This window comes from Rhodococcus sp. NPDC059968 (genome assembly GCF_042738615.1).
Taxonomy (GTDB): Bacteria; Actinomycetota; Actinomycetes; order Mycobacteriales; family Mycobacteriaceae; genus Rhodococcus_F.
Window position 1 is genome coordinate 18,337 of the sequence record NZ_JBHWUE010000093.1, and the last position, 18,731, is coordinate 37,067.

14 protein-coding genes and 2 pseudogenes are annotated in these 18,731 nt (G+C 66.1%); 9 read left to right on the forward strand and 7 right to left on the reverse strand.

Annotated features, from left to right (window positions below; translation table 11 throughout):
• Positions 1 to 257 precede the first annotated feature (257 nt).
• From ACFWAY_RS42660 to ACFWAY_RS42680, 5 genes and pseudogenes are all read right to left on the reverse strand, one after another.
• A complete protein-coding gene (locus ACFWAY_RS42660; protein ID WP_378514746.1) occupies positions 258 to 1,301 on the reverse strand; it encodes a zinc-binding dehydrogenase in 1,044 nt (347 codons plus the stop codon).
• Positions 1,277 to 2,870: pseudogene (gene phnE, locus ACFWAY_RS42665) on the reverse strand (phosphonate ABC transporter, permease protein PhnE). The gene ACFWAY_RS42660 and the pseudogene phnE overlap by 25 nt, the downstream one beginning before the upstream one ends.
• Positions 2,867 to 3,673, reverse strand: coding sequence for a phosphonate ABC transporter ATP-binding protein (gene phnC, locus ACFWAY_RS42670; protein ID WP_378514747.1), 807 nt, complete (start codon positions 3,671 to 3,673; stop codon positions 2,867 to 2,869). Before phnC ends, phnE begins: the two are co-directional and overlap by 4 nt.
• Positions 3,674 to 3,675: 2 nt before the next feature.
• On the reverse strand, positions 3,676 to 4,644 hold the full coding sequence (locus ACFWAY_RS42675; RefSeq protein ID WP_378458045.1) for a phosphate/phosphite/phosphonate ABC transporter substrate-binding protein: 969 nt from the start codon (positions 4,642 to 4,644) through the stop codon (positions 3,676 to 3,678).
• A gap of 67 nt (positions 4,645 to 4,711) precedes the next feature.
• Positions 4,712 to 5,434, reverse strand: a complete 723-nt coding sequence (locus tag ACFWAY_RS42680; protein WP_378514748.1) for a phosphonatase-like hydrolase — start codon at positions 5,432 to 5,434, stop codon at positions 4,712 to 4,714.
• A 108-nt stretch (positions 5,435 to 5,542) separates the two neighbouring features.
• Here ACFWAY_RS42680 and ACFWAY_RS42685 point away from each other — a divergent pair, with 108 nt between their 5' ends.
• Complete coding sequence (locus ACFWAY_RS42685; RefSeq protein ID WP_378514749.1) at positions 5,543 to 6,256, forward strand: GntR family transcriptional regulator; 714 nt, start codon at positions 5,543 to 5,545, stop codon at positions 6,254 to 6,256.
• Positions 6,257 to 7,186: 930 nt separating this feature from the next.
• Here the strand turns inward: ACFWAY_RS42685 and ACFWAY_RS42690 are convergent.
• Positions 7,187 to 7,660 (reverse strand): MarR family winged helix-turn-helix transcriptional regulator, encoded by a 474-nt coding sequence (locus ACFWAY_RS42690; protein ID WP_378458048.1) that lies wholly within the window; start codon positions 7,658 to 7,660, stop codon positions 7,187 to 7,189.
• Positions 7,661 to 7,797: 137 nt separating this feature from the next.
• On the opposite strand from ACFWAY_RS42690, the gene ACFWAY_RS42695 reads away from it, so the two are divergent.
• The 3 genes and pseudogenes from ACFWAY_RS42695 (at position 7,798) to ACFWAY_RS42705 (ending at position 9,382) form a co-directional block, all read left to right on the forward strand.
• Entirely contained in the window at positions 7,798 to 8,370 is a 573-nt protein-coding gene (locus ACFWAY_RS42695; RefSeq protein ID WP_378514750.1) for an NADPH-dependent FMN reductase, read from the forward strand.
• A gap of 190 nt (positions 8,371 to 8,560) precedes the next feature.
• Positions 8,561 to 8,755: pseudogene (locus ACFWAY_RS42700) on the forward strand (DoxX family protein); the annotation flags it as partial.
• Between the two features lie 261 nt (positions 8,756 to 9,016).
• Entirely contained in the window at positions 9,017 to 9,382 is a 366-nt protein-coding gene (locus ACFWAY_RS42705; protein ID WP_378514754.1) for a nuclear transport factor 2 family protein, read from the forward strand.
• Positions 9,383 to 9,827: 445 nt separating this feature from the next.
• On the opposite strand, the gene ACFWAY_RS42710 is transcribed toward ACFWAY_RS42705, so the two are convergent.
• The gene (locus ACFWAY_RS42710; RefSeq protein WP_378458052.1) at positions 9,828 to 11,111 is read right to left on the reverse strand and encodes a PucR family transcriptional regulator; all 1,284 of its coding nucleotides are present in this window, start codon (positions 11,109 to 11,111) and stop codon (positions 9,828 to 9,830) included.
• A 166-nt stretch (positions 11,112 to 11,277) separates the two neighbouring features.
• Between ACFWAY_RS42710 and ACFWAY_RS42715 the strand changes: the two genes are divergently transcribed.
• The 5 genes from ACFWAY_RS42715 to ACFWAY_RS42735 all read left to right on the forward strand — a co-directional run bounded on the left by ACFWAY_RS42715 (position 11,278) and on the right by ACFWAY_RS42735 (position 18,728).
• Positions 11,278 to 12,744 (forward strand): class I adenylate-forming enzyme family protein, encoded by a 1,467-nt coding sequence (locus ACFWAY_RS42715; RefSeq protein WP_378458053.1) that lies wholly within the window; start codon positions 11,278 to 11,280, stop codon positions 12,742 to 12,744.
• Positions 12,745 to 12,786: 42 nt separating this feature from the next.
• On the forward strand, positions 12,787 to 14,595 hold the full coding sequence (locus ACFWAY_RS42720; protein ID WP_378458054.1) for a DUF3556 domain-containing protein: 1,809 nt from the start codon (positions 12,787 to 12,789) through the stop codon (positions 14,593 to 14,595).
• On the forward strand, positions 14,592 to 16,007 hold the full coding sequence (locus ACFWAY_RS42725; protein ID WP_378458055.1) for a phytoene desaturase family protein: 1,416 nt from the start codon (positions 14,592 to 14,594) through the stop codon (positions 16,005 to 16,007). Before ACFWAY_RS42720 ends, ACFWAY_RS42725 begins: the two co-directional genes overlap by 4 nt.
• Positions 16,008 to 16,046: 39 nt before the next feature.
• The gene (locus ACFWAY_RS42730; protein WP_378514751.1) at positions 16,047 to 16,886 is read left to right on the forward strand and encodes a 3-oxoacyl-ACP reductase family protein; all 840 of its coding nucleotides are present in this window, start codon (positions 16,047 to 16,049) and stop codon (positions 16,884 to 16,886) included.
• 135 nt (positions 16,887 to 17,021) lie between these two features.
• Positions 17,022 to 18,728: a PHA/PHB synthase family protein gene (locus tag ACFWAY_RS42735; RefSeq protein ID WP_378514752.1), complete on the forward strand. Its 1,707-nt coding sequence runs from the start codon at positions 17,022 to 17,024 to the stop codon at positions 18,726 to 18,728.
• Positions 18,729 to 18,731: the final 3 nt, after the last annotated feature.

Below are 18,731 nucleotides of genomic sequence, written 5' to 3' on the forward strand. Positions count from 1 at the left end.
AGGGCCTGACCGTGAGTCCAGCGTCGCTCCAACAGATTGTGTTTGCTGCGTGTGAGATCGCCCGGCAAATCCTGGAAATCCTGGAAGACCCGATCGTGCGGGCGGGGATCCGGACCACCCTCGAGCTTCGATCTGGGGGCTCTTGCACCCATCGTGCTCTACCCGGTGCTCAGGATCGTGTTGCTGATCAACCGCCACAGGATCGAACCCCCGGCCCCGCAACGGCAGAGCGTGACTCGGGTGCCCCGGTGGCACCTTTAGGGCGCCACAGAGGACCGAAGGATGCCCGATGGCGTCGGTCTCAGGACGCGGTTCAGCTGATCGAGCGGCACCGGCGTGTCGACTAGTTCGGCCCACGGGTAGCGGTGTCGTGTGGCGTCGAGGAATCCGACAGCCTCGGCGAGGTGTCGAGGCTCGTAGTTGTGCACTCCGGTGAGCGTCAGCCACTGCCGGACCACGGTTTCGGGATCGACCGTAATGGACGACCCGGGAGTGACCGATCCGGCGAGGACGAGCCGGCCGCCGGTGTCGAGTCGCCCCAGCGCGGCCTGCACTGCCGGCGACGCACCGGAAAAGTCGATGGCCACATCCACCGGGTCACCGTCGTCGTCGACCGCCCCGAAGTTGCGGGCCTTGTTCTGACGCACCGGGTCATGATCGATCACCCGAACCGACGCGCCGCGTTCGGCGGACGCCGCCGCGGCAGTGACTCCTAGCATTCCGGCGCCGACGATCAGCACCCGCTTGCCCTTCACATCGCCGGCCTCCTCGAGCGCGGCCATGACGGTAGCGGTCGCGCATGCGGCCGGGGCAGCCACCGGATCCGGCAACGACTCCGGCACGAGGGCGATGGCAGTCCCGTGCGGTAGGACGATGTGCTGCGCGTACGACCCGCTCAGCACCCACTGTCCCTCTGCGGGTTCGTGTCCCACTTTGCGTACGTCGATGCACTTGGCGGTGAACCCGGACCGGCAGCGCGGGCAGCGGCCGCACGGGACGGTCACCGACCACACGATGCGGTCCCCGACCGCAAGTGGGTGACCGCCGTCGCCGACGACTGCCGGGTCGGCGCCGGTTCCGGTGGCGGCGACTCGTCCGACGGCTTCGTGCCCGAGCACCGACGGGCACGCCGCCGGACGGCGTCCCGACACGGTGTGCAGGTCGCTTCCGCACACCGTGGCCAGCGTTATCCGGACCAGGATCTCGCCTGGCCCGAGTTCGGGGATCTCGAGTGCGTGGACGTCGATACCGTCACGAGTCCACACTGCGGCCCGCGTCAGACGAGGAGTGATCTGATCCATCCGGATATCCTTTCGACGAAGTAGACGACAACGAAGATGACGAGAACGATCGCACCGGCGACCTCGAAGTTCAGGGTCCGTATGGACTCGAACAGCAGGAATCCGACACCGCCCGCGCCGACGATGCCCAAGACAGTGGAGGTGCGGATGTTGACGTCGAGCAGGTACAGACTCGATCCGATGATCGAGGGAACAGCCTGCGGGACGACAGCGCTGAACAGTCGATTCCACCAGCCCCCGCCGACGGAGGTGACCGCGTCGAGCGGACCGGGGTCGATTTCCTCGACGGCGTCGGCGACGAGCTTGGCGAGGAATCCGATCGATCCGATCGCCAGAGCGCAGGTGCCCGCGACGGGTCCGAGTCCGAGGGCCGCAAACGAACACCACGGCGAGGATGAGCTCGGGGACCGCACGCACGATCAGGATCCATGACCGCGCCACCCAGTACACGCCCGGATGGGGGGTGACGTTGCGGGCGGCGAGAATTCCGACCGGGATCGACAGTACGACGCCGATGGCCGTGGAGACGACGCCGATGGCGAGGGTCTGGACGAGGGCGTCCACCAGTTCGACGCCGAGGGAGGAGAAGTCGGGCGGCACCATGCGGCCGAACACCTCGATGGACGGCCCGATCCAGGTCAGCAGCGTCCTCGGGTCGATGTCGAGTACGACGAACGACGCGATGCAGGAGGCGACGAGCACCGCGGAGGCACCGATGCGCATGGCTCGGTCGCGGCGCGGCCCGGCCTGCGACGGAACGAGCAGCATCCGCCGGATGGCGATCGCAGCCAATTCCATCGCCGCGATGATGGCCAGGATGACGAGCACGATCCCGAGAGCCCGCGGGTAGATCAGACCGCGCAGTGCGTCCTGCAGTGCGAAACCGATACCCCCTGCGCCGACGAAGCCGAGGATGACCGACATGCGCAAGTTGATGTCGATGCGGTAGACGAAGGCGCCGATCCACGCAGGGACCACCTGCGGTACAACGGCGTTGATCATCTCACGGAGGTAGCCGACGCTGGTGGCACGGATCGCTTCCCGGGGGGCGGGGGCGGTCTGCTCGATGGCGTCGGCGAACAACTTGCCCAGCATGCCGATCGAGTGCAACGCCAACGCGAGAACGCCCGGCATTACCCCGATTCCGAGTGCTCGGACGAACAGGACCGCGAAGAGAAGATCGGGCATGGCCCGGCAGAATGTGATGATCGCCCGCGCGGCGCTGTACACCACGGGATGAGGGGTGGTGTTGCGGGCAGCGAGGAACGCCAGCGGGACAGAGGCAATCGCCGCGAGGACGGTGCCGAGAACTGCCATGAGCAGCGTCTCGAACGCGAGGGAGACGATCCGGCCGGTGTCGTCGACTCGCGGAGGCAGCATGCGCGCAAGCAGGCGCTGAACGTCCTCGAGACCATCGACGAGGGTGGCCGGGGCGAAGTCGATGTACCCGGCCGACAGGATGGTCAGGGCGAGAGCGAGGGCGCCCAACGCCGGTAGCAGCCAGCGGCGCCGCGAATCCTTCTCGACTGTCGTGCTTTTCGATGGCGGTGGGCCGAGTGTGATGGTCATACCGGCCCCGCCGCCGACACGGTGTCCTTTTCGGGTGCGCTGGGCCGGTAGAGGGGCATGACGTCGTCGCGTTGCAATCCGGCCGCGGGGCGGTCGAGGACGACTCCTCCGTCGCGCAGACCGACGAGGCGATGCGCCCAGCCGAGCGCGAGATCCACCTGGTGCAGGGTGCAGACGACGGTCAGTTCTTCCTCGGTGCACACCCGTTGCAGCAGGTCCATGACGACGGCGGCGTTCTCCGGGTCGAGCGAGGCAACGGGTTCGTCGGCGAGCACGATGCTCGGTCGCTGCATCAGGGTGCGGGCGATGGCGACGCGCTGCTGCTGCCCGCCGGAGAGGGTGTCCGCTCGGCGCTCGGCGAAGTCGGCGAGCCCGACACGATCGAGGCAGGTCAGCGCCTCGGTACGCATGGTCTTGGGGTAGGTCAGCGCGCCGTAGCGAAGGATTCGCAGCCGTCCGAGTCCGCCCACGAGGACGTTCTCGAGGCAGCTGAGGCGGCCGACGAGGTTGAAGTGCTGGAAGATGAAGCCGACGTTCTTTCGCAGCTCGCGCACCTGCCGGGGTGGCGCGGTGTCGACGCGAGTTCCGAGGGCGGTCATGGTGCCCGAGGTGATCGGGTGCAGGCCGTTGATGCACCGTAGTAGCGTGGATTTGCCGGAACCCGACGAGCCCAGCAGGACCAGCATCTCGCTGCGGTGCACGTCGAGGTTGATGTTGTTCAGCGCCGTGGTGGAGCCGAACGTCTTCGTGACGTCGCGGGCGCTGACGACGACGGTGTCGGCGGGGTCGGTGTGCGCAAACATGATCAGCCCTGGCACTTTTCGGATCCGGTGACCTCGCACACGTGGCGGATGCCGTCGTAATCGCTGTCCTGTGCCGGTACGACACCCCAGGCACGCTCGTCGGTGATTCGGCATCCCTCGGAGCAGATGCCGTCGGCGATGAAGGCGCTGACGTTCATGCCCTCGCTGAACACCTTCTTCAGCGTGTCGATCGCGTCGGTGCCGAGCTCGTCGTTCGCGGCGAACAGCGACCCCGCGATCGTCTCCGACTTCCATACCGTCTTCAGATCTCCCGGCGCCAGCTCGCCGCTGTCGATCATGGTCTTGTCGACCATGGTGTCGAAGGCGAAACCGGCGTCGCAGTCTCCCGCCTTGACCGCGAGCGCCGACGCATCATGCCCGCCGGCGTAGATCGGTGTCATGGCTGCGGAGATGTCCGCTTCCGACCCGGACGCCACGACGCCTTCCTCGATGAGCCCGGCCGAGGGATACAAGAATCCCGAGGTGGAACTCGGGTCGACGAAGCAGACCTTTTTGCCGGCGTAGTCGGTGAGACCGTTGACGGAAGTGTTGTCCGAGCGGGTGATGCCGTAGGACTGGTACCCGGGAGGGGTTCCCTCGTCCTTGACGACGGCCCCGAGCGGTGTCATCTTCGCGCCGTTGATGCCGGCCACGACGTAGGCGAATGGGCCGAAGAACGCGAGGTCGACGTTGCCGGCGATCAGGCCTTCGACGACGCCCGCGTAGTCGGAGGCCTGCACGAATTCGACGGTGGCACCCGTCTCACGCTGCAGGCGTTCGATGACCGGATCGTAACTCGCCTTCAGGTCGGTCGAGTTCTCGGCGGGGATGGCCGCGAGAGTGAGGGTTGCGGGAAATCCTTGTTCGGTGGTGGCCCCGGCGCCGGAGCCGGAACACCCGGAGGCGACGAGTGCGGTGGCGGATAGCAACGCGGCGGCGATGCCGAGCCGGTGGCGAGTGGGGGTGGGCATGTGAATCGTCCGTTCGGTCGAGGAAGGTTACAGCGGGTAGGACAACGCGATGAGAGGGCTGCGCAGGTCAGGGCATCAGCAGGGCAGGGAGGGCTGCGACGCTGTCGAGGACGTCGGTCGCCCCGGCGCCCCTTAACGTCTCGGCGCGGTGGGCGCCGGTGAGCACACCGACCACGATGGATGCACCGGCGCGACGACCCGACAGGATGTCGCTGGAGGTGTCACCGACGACGGCAACGTTCGCCATGTCACCGACCTGAACCCGCATGGCAGCGGTGAGGACGAGGTCGGGGTGTGGGCGTCCGCGGACGGCGTCTCCCGGCGCCAGGTATGCATCCGCGATGGTCTGCCACCCGAGCGCATCGAGGATGCGGTGCTGCATGGCCGGGGAGAATCCCGTTGTCAGCACCACAGCGATACCGGCCTCGCGAAGGCTGGTAATCGTCTCGGCCGCATCGGGAATCGGCATGACACCGCCGTCGATGCGTGCATCGTAAGCGGCTTCGAAGGCCGTGTTCGCGGCCTGGGCGCGGTCTTCGGCACCGAACAGTGCACGGAACACTTCGATCTTGGACTGTCCCATCGTCTCCAGCACGTACCGGCGGGCGTCCTCGCGCTCGGCGCCCGTCTCCGCGAGACCGACAGCAGTGGCGGCGCTGTCGAACGCGTCGATGACGAGACCGTCGTCGGCGACGGTGGTGCCGGCCATGTCCATCACAACGAGTTCGATTGCGGGAGCGGTAGGAACGGGAGGGGTGCGGTACGCGGTCGGCGCGGTCGGATTCGTCATGCCGCACACAATTCAGGTTGGTATAGACCAAGGCAAAGCTGCCGCGTGAACTGACGATGAACGACCGGTGACATCTTGGTCTAGACCGAGAAATGATAGTGTCGGCGCATGGCGGTCGACGCGGAACCTCGGATGCTCAAACACCAAATCGTGCGCAAAAATCTCGACGCACTGCTCGATAATCTGTCACCCGGTGATTCGTTTCCCTCCGAGAGGGACCTCGCCGAGAAGTACGACGTTGCCCGGGAAACACTGCGTCAGGCGATGCGTGAACTGCTCGTTGCCGGCCGCATCGAACGTCGCGGTCGAACAACCGTGGTCGCCGACCCCAAAGTCGTTCTTCCGCTTGCTATCGGCTCGTACACCGAGGCAGCCCGGGAAAAAGGCATGTCGGCCTCTCGCATCCTGGTCGGATGGTCCGCCGACGAAGCGGACGACGACCTCGCCGAACTGCTGCACATCGACGTCGGCGCTACCGTCATTCAACTCGAGCGCGTATTCACCACCGGAGACGTCCGCGTCGGGCTCGAGACAACACGCATTCCCGCCCACCGGATTCCGGGCCTGATGGACGGGTTCGATTACCGGAAGTCACTGTATGCCGAACTGAGAACGCGCGGAATCATGTTCGGTCGCGTCGTCGACACCATAGAGACGGTTCTGCCCGACGCCCGGGAAGCTGCGCTGTTGACCGTCGACACCAGAACTCCGATGTTTCTGCTCAATCGAGTGTCCTACGACAAGGACGGTGTGCCCATCGAACAGAGACGGTCACTCTACCGCGGAGACCGCATGACGTTCACCGCCGTGATGGATGCCTGAGACGACTATCGCCAGCGCAACGCGCAAGGATTACGGCAAGGCCGCGGCCATCCTGCTCACCACACCAGGACATGAGAACACTGACCAGCTAGCTCCCGGTGACACCGTCGAAGAACGCCGCCACCCAGGACGTGCGCGGTCGCCCAATTCGCTACGCCCTCACCGCCGAAGAAGAGCAGCAACAATTACATTACGCGGAGCTTCTACGACGCGGCCGTGGGTTTCACAACGCCGCGACCACGTGCAGCCCGAAAAGAACGGTGAAAACCGCGTCGTCAGAACGCGCAGGGACGACCGGCCGCAGGCGATGTCAACCGCGACTTCCAGCAGATCGTGCCACACCCCGGGCTGTTCCTTGCCAGGTTCCCGCCACCGAATCCCAGCCCATGACGGGTTGCGCGGCGGTGCCGTTGGCGGCGGCCCCGCCGACCCAGCGGACCGGCCCACCGTCGACCTCCTTCGCGGGATAGAAATCCCCCGACCCATCGACAACCAGTGAACTCGCACTCGTCACCTCCCCGGGCCAGACGATTCACCGGGCCGGCGAGTCCACCCTTCCGTCCATGCGATCGCGTCAAACATCGGCAGGCCCGCGATGCGCCCCGGCCGCCACCCCACGTCGCGGATGCACCAACAGTGAGAGGCACTCGCCCCGGGTTCATCGACGACACCCACCAAATGGACTTCAGGTTACTCGGGCGGGTACTACGCAATCGGCGGGCGAGGTGGACGTCATTGGGACCCCCGGAATTCCGTACAGGACAATGAGGATCAGGCCGAGCACCAGCGGCGCAGTTCATGTGAAGGCGTCACGCTGGCGAAGGGTGCCGGTTGAACCCAACACTCTGACAGGGACCACACCGAGGCCGGCGCCGACCACACAGGTACCGCGCCGGCCGGCACAGGACAGGACAGGTGTGGTACCACCGATCAACCGGCGGAGCCGAGGTGCTCCGTGTCCAGGTGGCCGGTGACGGTGTCCGCGATGTCGCCGAGGACGTCGAGTTGCTCGGCGGTGAGCAGGTCGACGAAGCAATGCCGAACCCCGGCCAGGTGGAGCGGCGCCGCCGCTTCGATGGCGGCCACGCCCTCGTCGGTGAGCAGTACGTCGAATCCGCGGGCGTCGGTGTCGCACCGAGCGCGGCGAACGCTGCCGCGGGCTTCCATGCGGGCGATCTGGTGTGAGAGCCGGCTTCGTTCCCATCCCAACGCCCGGCCGAGATCGCGAGAACGGATCCGACGGCCGGGCGCTTCGGACACCTCGACGAGGACGACATAGTCGGCCTCGGTGAGGCCGAATTCCTCGGTCAGCTGCCGTGCCAGGTGGGCACTCAGGTCGGCGTGCATGCGGCGAAGACCGCGCCATGCCCGGCTCTCCCGTTCGTCCAACCACCTCGTCGCCATGCCCCAACCCTAGCTTTTTGTTGACACGTCATCAACGCGGGGAGTAGTTTTGTGGATACATCAACAAATTGATGTGAGCCCTCCAACCGCACCGTCGGGACCGAACACCACATCGATTCCGTGCAGGAGTGATCGCCATGACCAGAATCGGCATCATCGTCGGCAGCACCCGTCCCAACCGCAACAGCGAGAAGGTCGCCCGTTGGGTTCACGACATCGCCTCCCAGCGTGGCGACGCGGAATTCGAGTTGATCGACCTACGCGATCACACCTTGCCGCACCTGGACGAACCGATGCCGCCGTCCTTCGGGCTATACCAGAACGAGCACACCAAGCAGTGGTCCGCCACGATCGCCGCGTTCGACGGATTCGTCATCGCTTCCCCCGAATACAACCACGGTATCCCCGGAGTACTCAAGAACGCCTTCGACTACCTGTACGCCGAATGGAACAACAAGGCAGTCGGATTCGTCACCTGGGGCGCTGTCGGAGGGGCCCGCGCCGCTGAACACCTGCGCGCCATTGCCGGGGAACTGCAGATGGCCGACGTGCGGCAGCAAGTCACCCTGTCGCTGGCAGCCGATTTCGAGCACTACAGGGAATTCACCCCCAGCGAACACCAGGCCGCCGCGGCGAACGCGATGCTCGATCAGGTCATCACGTGGAGCACTGCGCTTGGCCCGGTTCGAGCCGCAGCAACCGCAGCCTGAATCGAGTCCGCAAACCACTACCGGTCCGTCAAGCACGCAAGATGCCCTCCCCGGGCCGGGTGCCGCAGATGACATCACAACCACATGATTCGAGTCACAACCACCAGGAGTCGGTAGGAGAAACGACCAACAGCGTCATCACCCCAACGCGTCGCCACCACACTCCACAACCACCCACGGGAGGTTGACGATGGATATCGTCGTTTTGATCGGCCGAATTCTCTTCTCCGCACTGTTCCTGTCCTCGGCCGTGGGCCACCTGACCCAGTCCACGACGATGGCGCAGTACGCCGCCGCCAAGGGCCTGCCCCTCCCCCAGGCCTCGGTCCTGCTGTCCGGGGTGATCCTCGTCGCCGGCGCGCTGAGCGTGCTTCTCGGCATCTGGGCCGACCTCGGATCCCTACTGTTGGTCGCCTTCCTTGCCCCCACCGCGGCGCTCATGCACAACTTCTGGTCCGAATCCGACCCGCAAACCCGGCAGACGGAGATGATCCGACATCGCGTTGGCCGGCGCCGCACTGATGCTGTTTGCGTTCTTCGCCCACGACGGCGACCTCGGGCTGACCCTCACCGGACCGCTTTTCACGCTATAGAAGCGGACTGCCGATACAGACCGCGAAACACCACCGCGGGGACGAGACACAAAATGACCGAACGGACCATTGAACTTCTTCATCGAAACCTTCAGGAAGTCTTCGGGGAGGGCAATGCGACCCGCCGGCGCGCCGCCATCGACGAGTTCTACACCGACGATTGCGTGCTCTACGCCCCGGACGGCGTCTTCAGCGGACACGACGCACTCGAAAAATTCGCCGGGGAACTACGCTCGACCCATCCCCAATTTGCCTACACACCCCACGGACAGGCCCAAGCCCTACACAACGGGGGAATCCTTGCATGGGGCTCGGGCCCGAAAGGCGAGGCGGCTGAGTACACGGGACTCGATGTTGTCATCGTTCGCGAGAGCAAGATCTCTGCGCTGTACGTCTTCCTCAATCCGAAACTCTCGTAACGCAACAGGGCCCTCCCGCTCGGGTCGAGTCCCGAACGTTCCGAACTCAGGACGACAGTCTCGCACCTGACTGAAGTGATTCCCCCGAACCGAGTGTGGCCGAACATGATAGACCTTTGAGATCTCCCAGCATCAATTCCTGGGAGCGACCGTGGCGAGCAGTCAAGACCACAGGTTGCGATTCCCGAACCGCGACCGAACGCACCGTGCAGGCGCGTTCTCCATCGATTGCGTGTACGTGAAGATTTGCACTGTGTCGGTTGGCGGTTCCGGCCTGGTCCGCCGCCAGGATCGGTATCGGTGGATTGGACTGACTCGGTGAAGCCGCCAGACGCCACGGTCGAACGCGTCTCCGCGCCTGGGCATCATGGTGTGGCGGTAGGAGCGGTAGCGAGCGGTGAGTGATTCGCCGGAGCCGGCTCGGGTGCTCGGAGCACCCTCTCCGCTACGCGTGCGGTGCAAGCACAGCGTCGCCGAACCAGTGGCAGACCAGCAAGGCGATCTCGATGTCCAGGCGGTCGTCGGTGATGGGGCGGCCGCGGCGTTCGACCGCGCGTTGGACGCGGTACTTCACCGAGTTGAAGTGCAGATGGAGTTCCTCGGCGGCGGACTTGTAACTCGAACCGTGTCCCAGGAAGGTGCGCAGTGTCTCGCGCAGCCGCGCATCGTTCTCGGTGTCCGCGGCGAGGGGTCCGAGGGTCTCGTGCACCCACCTTCGCGCCTCTGGGAGGTTTTCGCCGAGGAGGGCTGCGGCAGCGAGTCCCGGCTCGTCTGCCGTGGTGATACGCCGTGTGAGGCCGGCCGAGGCGAGCGCGACGTTGCGCGCGTTCTGCGCCTGGCGATGTGATCGCCGGAAGCCATCGACACCGGGTAAGGGTGCACCGATCGCGATGTACGGTGGGTCCGGCAGCTCCGCGACGGTCCGTCGGATTGCCCCGACCGCGCCCTCGACGTCGTCGGGACGGAGGGAGATCCATCCCCAGCCGGTCATTCGATCCGCCGCTACGAAGAGTGCGTCGCCGGGGGTGTCGATCGATTGGGCGAGGTGGCGGACGGTCCGCTCCAGCCGTCCGAGTTCGGTGCGGGAATCTTCGGCGTCGTCGAACCACAGGACCAGCGCCAGGTGGGTCCGCCGCAGGGGATACCCGATCGCGGCGGTCACCGAGTCCACGTCGATGTCGGCGGCCTCGAGGACCTCGTGAACGCGGACCGCGCGCACGCTGCTGCGGTTCTCCAGCCAGTGGTCGCGTTCGGCCTCATAGATCTGGACGACTTGTTGGGAGATCCAATCGATGTAGCGGAACGTCACCGTTGCAATTCGGTCGTACACGTCGAGGCGGAGACCGGGATCGAGGTCGGCCTGACGGATCGCGTCCAGGATGGTGCCGAGCAGGGCCTGCTGACCGAGCCGGTAGGCGCGCACGAGTGCATTCGCGGGCACTCCGCGTTGTGCGAGCCGACGCGCATACTCGAGCGCCGCGGTCGGGGGCTCGACCCGGTCGATCGGGATGTCGTACTGGACGGCGTCGAATACCGTTTCGACGTTTCCCTCGACGCTGGCGCCGAGTAGATCCAGTATCTGGGGGTCGTTGCGAAGCTCGATTATCTCCGTGGCCAGCCGCTGCTGGATCGAGCGTGACACTTGCGGTAGTCGAGCGCCGAGGCTTCCGATGATCGCCGCGGCGGCGTCACCGACTGCGGCGTCGCGGTCGCGTTGGCGATCTGTCATGAAAGAAACGGTAGATCGCAGCGGTCGTTGATGTGCACGCTTTTCCAGGTGGTGTTGTTTCCGGGAAACAAGAGCGTCGGGAAATGTCGTCGATTCGCGACGGTGTGGGGCTGTCCCCCGAATTTTACGTTTGTGTGGACCCGCACATCGAGCGCCAGGAATGCCCATGAATCTCTCGTCTTTGCCCGATCTCCGCGCCGCGCAGAACCCGACGGCACCATGCATTTGCGACGACGCCGGCGACCTGAACAACGCACAGTTCCTTCAGGCGGTGCAGCGCGCCGCCGCGACGTTGCAGGCGAGCGGGATAGCGGTGGGGGACGTGGTCGCAGTCATGCTTCCCAACACCTCCAGTCTGGTCGTATCGCTTTTTGCTGCATGGCGTTTGGGTGCAACGGCAACTCCGATCAACCCTTCCCTCGCCGACGCCGAGGCGGCCTTCCAGATCCAGGACGCGCGCGCGAAAGTGTTGATCATCGACCGGCCGATCGACCTCGACGGAGTCACGGTGGTCTCACCAATTGCCCTCACGTCCCAGGTCTCGGCGACAGTGACCGATCCACCGCAGGGCGACGACTTGCTGGCATTGCTGATCTACACCAGCGGAACGACCGGGCGTCCGAAGGGTGTGATGCTCGATCACGCCAATATCGGTGCGATGTGCCAGATGGTCATCGACGCGTTCACCATGACGGGCACCGACCACAGCCTGCTGATCCTGCCCCTGTTTCACGTCAACGGAATCATCCTCGGCGCCCTGTCACCGCTGCTGGCTGGCGGGCGCGCGACGATCGCGGGTCGCTTCAGTCCGAGGACGTTCTTCGAACGGATCGAGCAGAGCGGAGCGACCTATTTCTCGGCTGTCCCCACCATCTACACGATGCTGGCCGACCTGCCCGCGGATGTTCGACCGGCTACATCGTCGGTGCGTTTCGCGGTGTGCGGGGCGGCCCCGGCCAGTGTCGAGCTGCTCGAGAAGTTCGAAACCCGATACGCAATCCCGATCGTCGAGGGATACGGACTGTCCGAGGGGGCGTGCGCGAGCACGGTGAACCCGCTTACCGGCATACGCAAATCGGGCACGGTCGGCCTGCCGTTGCCGGGCCAGCGGATCCGGATCGCGGACCCGAACGGTAGCCCGGTCGCCGACGGGCAGACCGGGGAGGTGCTCATCGCGGGACCGAACGTCATGCGTGGCTATCTGAACCGCCCCGAGGAAACGGCGACGACGCTCGGAGGTGGGTGGCTGCACACCGGCGATATCGGCCGGCTCGACGAGGACGGGTACCTCGTCCTCGTCGACCGTGCGAAGGACATGATCATCCGCGGCGGCGAGAACATCTATCCGAAAGAGATCGAGAACGTCGTCTACCAGCTTCCGGAGGTCGCCGAGGCAGCCGTCGTCGGACGCGCCGATCCGGTCTACGGCGAGGAGCCGGTGCTGTTCGTTTCACTGAACTCCGGCGCCAGCCTCGAGCCGGGCCGGATCCACGCGCACACCCGCCACCAATTGTCGAAATACAAACTGCCCGTGGATATCACTGTGCTCGATGAGCTTCCGAGGAACGCCATCGGCAAGATCGACAAACCTGCGTTGCGGGCGTCGCTTCGCGGCCACCGCCAGAACGCCTGAATCCACCACCGAAACCCACCCACCGAAACGGGAGAGATCACCATGAGCTTCACGAAACCGGACCTGCCGCCGGTCGATCCGGACACCTTCCTGACGAAGCCGTTGATGGAGCGGATGCGGATTCTCGCCCTCGATTGGGCCGAGAACGGCTTCGGTTCACCGCGGATGGTGCACACCATCTACATTGCCAAACTCATATTCCTCTACGCAATCGGCGGCATCACGATCGCCACGGTGACGTCGGGTCTGCCCGCGTTCTGGCACGTGAGCGAGTGGTGGAACCAGCCGATCGTGTACCAGAAGGCGATCTTGTGGACCGTGCTGCTCGAGACCATCGGGGTCGCCGGGTCCTGGGGTCCGCTGGCCGGCAAGGTCAAGCCGATGACGGGCGGCATCCTGTTCTGGGCGCGGCCAGGGACCATCCGGCTGCGGCCGTGGCGGTGGGTGCCGCTCACCAATGGTGACCGGCGCACCTGGGGAGACGTCGTACTCTACGTCGGTCTGCTGGTCAGCCTGGCCGTCACCTTGTTTTCGCCCGGGGTGCACAGTGATTCGTTGGCGGCGGTGATGCCGGAAAACACCTCCGGGCTGGTGCGCCCCGCCCTGATCGTCGCGCCCATTGCGCTGCTCGTACTGGTGGGTCTGCGGGACAAGACGATCTTCCTGGGCGCACGCGGCGAGCAGTACCTGCCGGCGTTGGTGTTCTTCGCCGCGCTGCCGTTCGTCAACATGATCGTTGCGTTGAAGCTGCTGATCGTCCTGGTGTGGGTCGGTGCGGGGTTCTCCAAGTTCGGAAAGCACTTCTCCAACGTTGTCCCGCCGATGGTCAGCAACAGCCCGTTCGTTCCGTCCAATTGGTTCAAGCGGGCGCAGTACCGCGATTTCCCCAAGGATCTGCGGCCGTCGCGACTGGCGGACGTGATGGCGCACGGCAACGGGACCGTCGTGGAGATCGCCGCCCCGCTGATCCTGCTGTTCTCGACGAACATGTGGGTCACCCTGGCCGCCGCGCTGGTCATGGTCGGGTTCCACCTGTTCATCGTCTCGACGTTCCCGTTGGCGGTGCCGCTGGAATGGAACGTGCTGTTCGCCTACGCCACGGTGTTCCTGTTTCTCGGTTTCCCGAACTGGGACGGATACGCGCCGTGGGAGATGTCCCCGCCCTGGCTAGCCCTGGCTATCGTCGCTGCGCTGTTGTTCTTCCCGATCCTGGGGAACCTGCGGCCGGACAAGGTCTCCTTCCTGCCGTCCATGCGGCAGTACGCGGGCAACTGGGCGTCGGCGGTGTGGGCGTTCGCGCCCGGCGCCGAAACGAAGCTGAACCAGGTCACACGATCGGCGGGCAATCAGATCGATCAGTTCATCGCGTTCGGCTACGAGCCGCAGTGGGCGGAGATCACCCTGCAGAAGACGATCGCGTGGCGGAGCATGCACAGCCAGGGCCGCGGCCTGTTCTCGCTGCTGCTGAAGAATCTCCCCGACATCGACACCCGCACCGTGCGCGAGGGCGAGTTCCTGTGCAACTCGCTGATCGGGTTCAACTTCGGTGACGGGCACCTGCACAACGAGGACCTGATCCGGGCGGTGCAGAGCCAAGCCCACTTCGAACCCGGCGAAGCGGTCATCGCCTGGGTGGAATCGGAGGCCCTCGGGAGCGGGGTTCAGCACTACAAGCTGATCGACGCCGCACTCGGGGTGATCGAGCGCGGCACCTGGAAGGTGGCCGACGCCGTCTCCGAGCAGCCGTGGCTGCCCAACGGACCGATCCCGTTGCAGATGACCTGGTCGCTGGCTTCGGACCAGAACGCCGGCCGGGACCAGCAGGACCGCGGCCATGGAGCGCTGGCGTGAGCACCGCAGTCGTGGTCGGAAGCGGCCCCAACGGACTCGCCGCCGCCGTCGCCCTCGCCCGACGCGGGGTTCAGGTCACAGTCTTCGAGGCCGCCGACGAGATCGGCGGCGGCACCCGATCCAGTGAGGCGTTGGTGCCGGGGTTGCTGCACGATCACTGCTCGGCAGCCCACCCGATGGCCGCCGGATCCCCGTTCCTGCAGACCCTCGACCTCGAACGCTACGGATTGACGTGGCTGCAACCCGGCATCGACTGCGTGCACCCACTCGACGACGGGTCCGCCGGGGTGCTGCACCGATCCGTGGACGACACCGCCGCCGGCCTCGGCCGCGACGGTGGCCGGTGGCGACGGCTGTTCGACCGGCCGTCGGCCAGGTTCGATGCGCTGTCGCAGGACATCATGCGCCCCTTGCTGCGAGTCCCCGAGCACCCGCTCACCCTGGCACGGTTCGGCGGACCCACCGTCCTGCCGGCGTCCCTGCTCGCCCGGCAGTTCCGCACCGACCAGGCCCGGGCCCTGTTCGGTGGAGTAGCTGCCCACGCGTTCCGGCCAATGCACTACCCGCTCACCTCGGCGATCGGTTTGGGCATCATCACCGCCGGTCACCGCCACGGCTGGGCGGTCGCCGCCGGCGGGTCGCGGTCGATCACCAACGCCCTGGCGTCGCTGCTGGTCGACCTCGGGGGGAAAATCGAGACCGGAACCCGGATCGACTCGGTCTCCCAACTGCCGGTCACGGACGTGACAATGTTCGACCTGGTACCGAGTGCGGTCGCCGACATTGTCGGTAACCGCCTGCCGGCTCGGGTGGCGCGGGCCTTCCGACGCTTCCGGCACGGCCCCGGCGCGTTCAAGGTCGACTTCGCGATCGAGGGCGGCGTCCCGTGGACCAACCCGCACGCACACCGCGCCGGCACCGTTCACCTCGGCGGCAGCTACGCCGAGGTCGCCACCACCGAGCGGGCGATCCACGACGGGCGGATGCCCCAGCGGCCGTTCGTCCTGGTCGGGCAGCAGTATCTGGCCGACCCGGGACGCTCCACCGGCAACATCCATCCGCTGTGGACGTACGCACACGTCCCGAACGGATACACCGGCGACGCCACCGAGGCGGTCATCGCCCAGATCGAAAGATTCGCTCCCGGCTTCCGTGACCGCATCATCGCCCAGAGCACCCGATCGACCACGCAGATGGCCACCTACAACCCCAACTACATCGGCGGCGACATCCTCACCGGTTCCAAGGACATCCGCCAACTCGTACTCGGCCCGCGAACAACATTGTCGCCGTATCGAATCGGGGTTCCGGGCATGTACCTGTGCTCGGCCGCCACGCCACCGGGCCCCGGCGCCCACGGCATGTGCGGCGCCAACGCCGCAGAAGACGCCCTCGCACACCTCAACCACTGACCCCTCATCCCACACCTCCACCCCGAAAAGAGAACCCTCATGAACTCCCTGGCCACACAGGACGTCGCCTCCGCCACACCATCGACCGACAAACTGGCCGGTCGGGTCGCGTTCGTCACCGGCGGAACCCGCGGCATCGGCGGCGCAATCGCCCACAGCCTGGCAAGCCAGGGCGCGACCGTCGCCGTCGGCTACAGCCGCAACCAACGCAGCGCCGAACAGTTCGTCTCCGATCTGGCCCGAACCTGCCGACAGCGCGGCGGGTCGGCCTCGATGCATCAAGGCAACGTCGGCTCCGCCGCGGACTGCCGGCGCACCATCGCCGAAGTGATCGACACCCATGGGCGACTGGACATTCTGGTCAACAACGCCGGGATCACCATCGACAAGACAATCGCCGAACTGACCGACGAGGACTGGTCGAACGTCCTCGCGGTCAACCTCTCCGGCGCCTTCTTCCTCTCCCAGGCCGCGCTCGCCCACATGCTCGAGCGAGGAACCGGGCGAATCGTGAACGTCTCCTCCGTCGTCGGCGAAACCGGCAACATCGGCCAGGCCAACTACGCCGCCTCCAAGTCCGGATTGTTCGGGCTCACCAAGACGCTCGCGAAGGAAGCCGCATTCCAGCTGGCCAAGTCGGGCAAACGGACCGACGCCGGCCTCGGCATCACCGTCAACGCCGTGACGCCCGGGTTGATCGACACCGAAATGACCGCGGCGATCCCCGAGAAGGTCCTCGCCCGGCTCACCAGCCAGATCCCCGCAGGCCGGGCAGGCAGACCCGAGGAGATCGCGCGCGTCGTCCACTTCCTCGCCGCGGACGCCTCCTCTTACATCACCGGGCAAGTCTGGAGCGTCAACGGCGGCATGGACATGTGAGACGAACAAACCCCCAGCCACCCGGAACATCATGCCGTAGGGCCCATCGGCCGTGCATCGGTGCCGCACGGTCGCAGCATCACCGCCCCCATCGCATTCACCCCCGCACCGACTGATCATCCCGAAGGACCAACCATGACCGACTCGACCGTCGTCGACACCGAGGCCGCCGCAGAGGAGCTCGCCGCACCGCTGGACCTACTACTGACCGACTCGGCACTCGGGATCACCCGCCGAATGCTGCCCAACCGCTCCTGGCTGCGCCTCGGAGCCGGCCTGGCCGGAGCGCCGCACTTCCTCCTCGGCCGCAGCCGCAGCCTGGCCGTCGAACTAGCGGACATCGCGCGCGGCACGTCGACCCGGGCCCCGGCGCGGGCCGACAAACGCTTCACCGACCCCGCCTGGTCGGGAAACCCACTCCTGCGGCGGATCCTGCAGGCCTACCTCGCCGCCGCGGAGACCGCCGACAAGCTGCTGGCCGACGCCGACTTGGACTGGCGGGACCGCGAACGCCTGCAATTCGCCCTCGACAACATCGTCGAGGCCGCGTCCCCGAGCAATAACCCGCTGCTCAACCCACTCGGATATAAGGCGGTCATCGACACGGGCGGCAGCTCGGTCGTGCGTGGGTTGAGCAACCTTGTTCGCGACCTCGCGACAACACCACGAGTGCCCGCGATGGTGGACCCGGACGCGTTCGTCGTCGGCGGCAGCGTCGCCGCAACACCCGGCTCGGTGATCTTCCAGAACCAGGTGATGGAGGTCATCCAGTACACCCCACGCACCCCGACCGTGCGCACCACGCCGGTGCTGATCGTGCCGCCGGTGATCAACAAGTTCTACATCGTCGACATCTCACCAGGCCGAAGCATGGTCGAGCACTTCCTCGACCAGGGCCAGCAGGTGTTCACCATCTCCTGGCGCAACCCCAAAGCGCGCCACCGCACATGGGGATTCGACACCTATGGGCAAGCGATCCTCGATGCAATGGACGCGGTGGACAGGATCACCGGGGCCAAGCAGACCCACCTGTTCGCGACCTGCTCGGGCGGAATGCTGGCGGCGATGACCGCGGCACACCTGACCGACATCGGGCAGGCCGACCGCCTCGCGAGTGTGACGTTGGGGGTCACCGTGCTGGACCAGAGCCGAGCCGGCTTCCCCGCCGCGGCCCTCGACCCGACCACCGCGCAGGCCGCGGTCCGTGTCTCCGCCGCCCGCGGGTACCTCGACGGCCGCTCGTTGGCCGAGGTGTTCGCCTGGCTGCGCCCGACCGACCTGATTTGGCGGTACTGGGTCAACAACTACATCCAGGGCCGCACGCCGCCGCCGTTCGACGTGCTCTTCTGGAACGCCGACACCACCCGGATGGCTGCCACCCTCCACAAGGAGATGGTGCAGATGGGTTTGAGCAACGCGCTGACCGTCCCCGGCGCCGTGAGCATGCTCGGCACCCCGGTCGACCTGACCAAGATCACCGTCGACACCTACGTGATCGCCGGCGTCGCAGACCACATCAGCCCCTGGCAGGCCTGTTACCGCAGTGCGCGCCTGCTCGGCAACGACAACATCCGGTTCGTTCTCTCGACCAGCGGGCACATCGCCGCGCTGGTCAACCCGCCCGGCAACCCTCGCGCCTCCTACCGAGTTGCCTCACCCGACACCGAGAACCCCGACGAGTGGCTCGAGACCGCCGACAACAAGCCCGACTCCTGGTGGTCCGACTACATCACCTGGCTGGCCGAGCGCAGCGGACCGGACAAGACCGCACCGGCGATGCTCGGCACCCCGGACCTACCGCCGCTGATGCCCGCTCCCGGCTCGTATGTCCGTGAGCGATGAACC